This window comes from Micromonospora sp. NPDC051141 (assembly GCF_044455765.1).
Taxonomy (GTDB): Bacteria; Actinomycetota; Actinomycetes; order Mycobacteriales; family Micromonosporaceae; genus Micromonospora.
The window spans coordinates 1-4,167 of sequence record NZ_JBITFD010000040.1 but is presented as its reverse complement, the minus strand read 5'-3'; the positions used below and the strand labels follow the sequence as shown (position 1 = coordinate 4,167).

Genomic DNA, 4,167 nt, shown 5'->3' with positions numbered 1-4,167 from the left:
ACCCACCCTCACCCCCACCGACAACTTCTTCGACCACGGCGGACACTCCCTCCTCGCCACCCGCCTCATCAGCCGCATCCGCAGCACACTCGGCGGCGACGTGCCGATCCGCACGCTGTTCGAGTCCCCGACGCCCGCCGCGCTCGCGGCCCGGCTCGCCGCCACGCCGGCCGAGCGGCCACGGTTGCGCCACCGGTCGGACGACGAGCCGGCCGCCCTGTCCGCCGGACAACAACGCCTCCTGCTGCTCGACCGCATCGACGGTCCCAGCCCGACGTACACCATCGGTCTGCGCCTGACCTTCGACGGTGACCTCGACGTGGCGGCGCTGGCCGCCGCCCTCGGTGACGTCGTCGGCCGCCACGAGCCGCTGCGCACGGTCTATCCGGACCGGGACGGCCAGCCGGCGCAGCGCCTGCTGCCCGCCGACACTCCGGTCGACCTGACCGTCACCACGGTCGGCGTGGCCGATCTGCCGACGGCGCTGCTCGAGGCCGCCCGCGTGCCGTTCGACCTGACGACCGACCTGCCGCTGCGCGCCGTCCTGTTCCGCCTCGGCCCGAGTCAGCACGTCCTGCTGCTGCTGATGCACCACATCGCGGCCGACGGCTGGTCTCTGGCCCCCCTGTCACGCGACCTCGTCACCGCGTACGCCGCCCGCCGCACCGGCGAGGCGCCGCGGTGGGAGCCGCTGCCCGTGCGGTACGCCGACTACGCCGGCTGGCAGCAGGAAATGCTCGGCGGCGTCGGCGACCCGGCGTCGCGGCTTGCCGCCCAGACCCGCTTCTGGCAGGACACGCTGGCCGACCTGCCGGAGCGGATCGCGCTGCCCGCCGACCGGCCGGACCCGGCGACCGCCACCCACCGGGGCGCGATGCTCGACCTGGTGCTGGACGCCGACCTGCACGCCGGCATCCTCGCGACCGCCCGCGCCGGAGGGGCCACCGTCTTCATGGTGCTGCTCGCCGGGCTCGCGGCCACCCTGGCCCGGCTCGGCACCGGCACGGACGTCCCGATCGGCACGCCGGTCGCCGGGCGCACCGACGAGAAGCTCGACGACCTGGTCGGCTTCTTCGTCAACACGCTGGTGATGCGCGTCGACCTGACCGGGAACCCGACCTTCGCCGACCTCGTCACCCGGGTCCGCGACGTCGCGCTCGACGCCTACGCCCACGACGACGTGCCGTTCGAGCACCTCGTCGAGGTGCTCAACCCGGCCCGGTCCCTGGCCCACCATCCCCTGTTCCAGGTCATGCTGGCGTTGCAGAACACGCCGGACGCCGCCTTCGACCTCGCCGATCTCCACGTGGAACTGCGGCCCGCCACCACCGGCACGGCCCGGTTCGACCTGTTCTTCAGCCTGCTGGAGCGCTACGACGCCGGCCGGGCCGGCGGCCTGCGCGGCATCGTCGAGTACGCCACCGACCGGTTCGACGCGGCGACCGTCGAGGCTCTGGTCGACCGGTGGCGGCGGCTGCTCGCCCAGGTCGTCGCCGACCCCGGCCGCCGGCTGAACGACATCGACGTGTTGACCGCCGACGAACGCGGCGAGCTGGACCGCTGGGGCACCGACGCGGCGTCCTCCGCAACCGCCACGCCGATCGCCGACCAGATCGCCGCGCAGGCCGCCGCGACTCCGGAGAACGTCGCCGTCGAAGCGCCCGACGGCAGCCTGACCTACGCCGAACTGCTCCGCCGCGCCGACGACCTCGCCGCCACCCTGGCCCACCGCGGGGTCGCCGCGGAGTCGATCGTCGCCGTCGCGCTGCCCCGCTGCCTCGACCTCTACGTGGCCCTCGTCGCCGTGCTCCGCGCCGGCGCCGCGTACCTGCCGATCGACCTCGGCCACCCGGCGGAGCGGATCGGGTTCATGCTTGCCGACACCCGCCCTGCGCTGCTGCTCAGCACCGATGCCGAACTCGCCCGGCACGGCATACCGGTCCTCGGTCCGGAGTCGTGGTCGTCCGGCCATCCTCCCGCCCGGCCCGTGGTCCGGCCCGACAATCCGGCGTACGTCGTCTACACGTCCGGCTCGACCGGCGCCCCGAAGGCGGTGGTCATGCCGTCCGGCGCGCTGGCCAACCTGCTGGCGTGGCAACGGGAGGAGCTGCCGGGCGGGCCGGGTAGCCGCACCGTGCAGTTCACCTCGGTCGGCTTCGACGTCGCCGCCCAGGAGATCTTCGGCGCCCTCACCACCGGTCGGACGCTGCTCGTCCCGGACGACGACACCCGCCGCAGCGGCGAGTTGCTGGCCGCCTGGCTCGAGGACAGCGCGGCCACCGAGCTGTTCGCGCCGCAGCCGGTGCTGGCCGAGATCGCGGAGGCAGCCGCCGAGGGCGACCGCCGGCTCCCGGACCTGCGTGTGATCGCACAGGCCGGCGAGGCACTGGTGGTCGGGGAGCAACTGCGCCGCTTCTTCGCCACCCGCCCACACATCGGGCTGCACAACCACTACGGCCCGGCCGAGACCCACGTCGTCACCGGCACGCCGCTGACGGGCCCGGCCGGCGGCTGGCCGGTGCGCGCGCCGATCGGCCGGCCCGTAGCCGGTGCCCGGCTGCTGGTGCTCGACGCCTGGCTCAGTCCCGTACCGGTGGGCGTCGCCGGTGACCTCTACATCGGCGGTCCCGGACTCGCCCGCGGGTACCTGGGCCGTCCGGATCTGACCGCGGAGAGGTTCGTCGCGGGTCCGAACGGCGCCCGGCTCTACCGCAGCGGTGACCGTGCCCGCTGGCGTCCGGACGGTCAGCTCGAGTTCCTGGGCCGCACCGACGACCAGGTGAAGATCCGCGGGTTCCGGGTCGAGCCCGGTGAAGCCGCCGCCGTGCTGGCCCGTCATCCCGGCCTGGTGCGCGCGACCGTGGTCGCCCGCACGGACCAGCCCGCGGTGGTACGCCTCGTCGGCTACGCCGTACCCGCTCCGGGTTGGACCGGCACGCCCGGCGAGCTGGTCGACTGGCTGCGTGACCGGCTGCCCGACTACCTGGTCCCCACCACGGTCGTGCTGCTGGACGCGTTGCCCGTCACACCGAACGGCAAGCTCGATCGCGCCGCCCTGCCCGTTCCCGTGCACACACCCGGGCGTGCCGCCCGCAACCCGCGTGAGCAGATGATCGCCGACCTGTTCGCCGAGGCGCTGGGCGTCGACGCGGTCGGCGTCGACGACAACTTCTTCGACCTCGGCGGCCACTCGCTGCTCGCGACCCGGCTGATCAGCCGCATCCGCACCACGATGGGCGCGGACGTGCCGATCCGCGCGCTGTTCGAGACGCCCACCGTGGCCGGTCTCGCCGCGCGCCTCGACCCGGGCAGAGCGCTCCGGCCACCGGTACGCCCGGCGACGAGCCGGCCGGAGCTGCTACCGCTCAGCTCCGCCCAGCGCCGGCTGTGGTTCCTGCACCGGCTGGAGGGCCCCAGCCCGACCTACAACATGCTCATCTCGTTCCGCCTCACCGGCGCCCTCGACACCGCGGCGCTCCGCCAGGCCCTGCACGACGTGGTCGCCCGCCACGAGGCGCTGCGCACCGTGTACCCCGAGGTCGACGGCCGGCCGTGGCAACGCGTCGTGCCGACCGAGCAGGCCCGGGTCGAGTTCGACGAGGCCGACGTGACGCCGGAGCAGATGCAGGAGCTGCTCGCGGACGCCGCCCGGTTCGCCTTCGACCTCGCCACCGACCTGCCGCTGCGGGCCAACCTGCTCCGGCTCGGCCCCGACGAGCACGTGCTGCTGCTCGTGCTGCACCACGTCGCGGGCGACGGCTGGTCGATGGCGCCCCTGTCGCGCGACATCGTCACGGCCTACGCCGCCCGGCACGGCGGCCGGCCACCGCACTGGACCCCCCTGCCGGTGCAGTACGCCGACTACACGCTCTGGCAGGAGGAACTACTCGGCGCCAAGGACGACCCGCACAGCCTGTTCGGCAGCCAGACCGCATACTGGCTGACCGCGCTCACCGGGCTGCCCGACCAGATCAACATCCCGGCCGTACGCACCCGCCCGGCCGCCGCCTCCTACCGTGGCGACCTCCTGAAGCTGCGCATCCCGGCCGACGTGCACGCGGGCATCGTGCGACTGGCCCGGGAGACCGGTACGACGGTGTACATGGTGTTGCTGGCCGGTCTGGGTGGGTTGTTGAGCCGGTTGGGTGCGGGGGTGGACATTCCGAT

At 74.1% G+C, this 4,167-nt stretch carries 1 protein-coding gene; it reads left to right on the top strand.

Features of this window, described 5'->3' with window-relative positions; genetic code table 11:
• Nucleotides 1-4,167 (top strand): amino acid adenylation domain-containing protein (locus ACIA6B_RS32470; protein ID WP_396779305.1); only part of this gene is annotated, 4,167 nt, incomplete at both ends.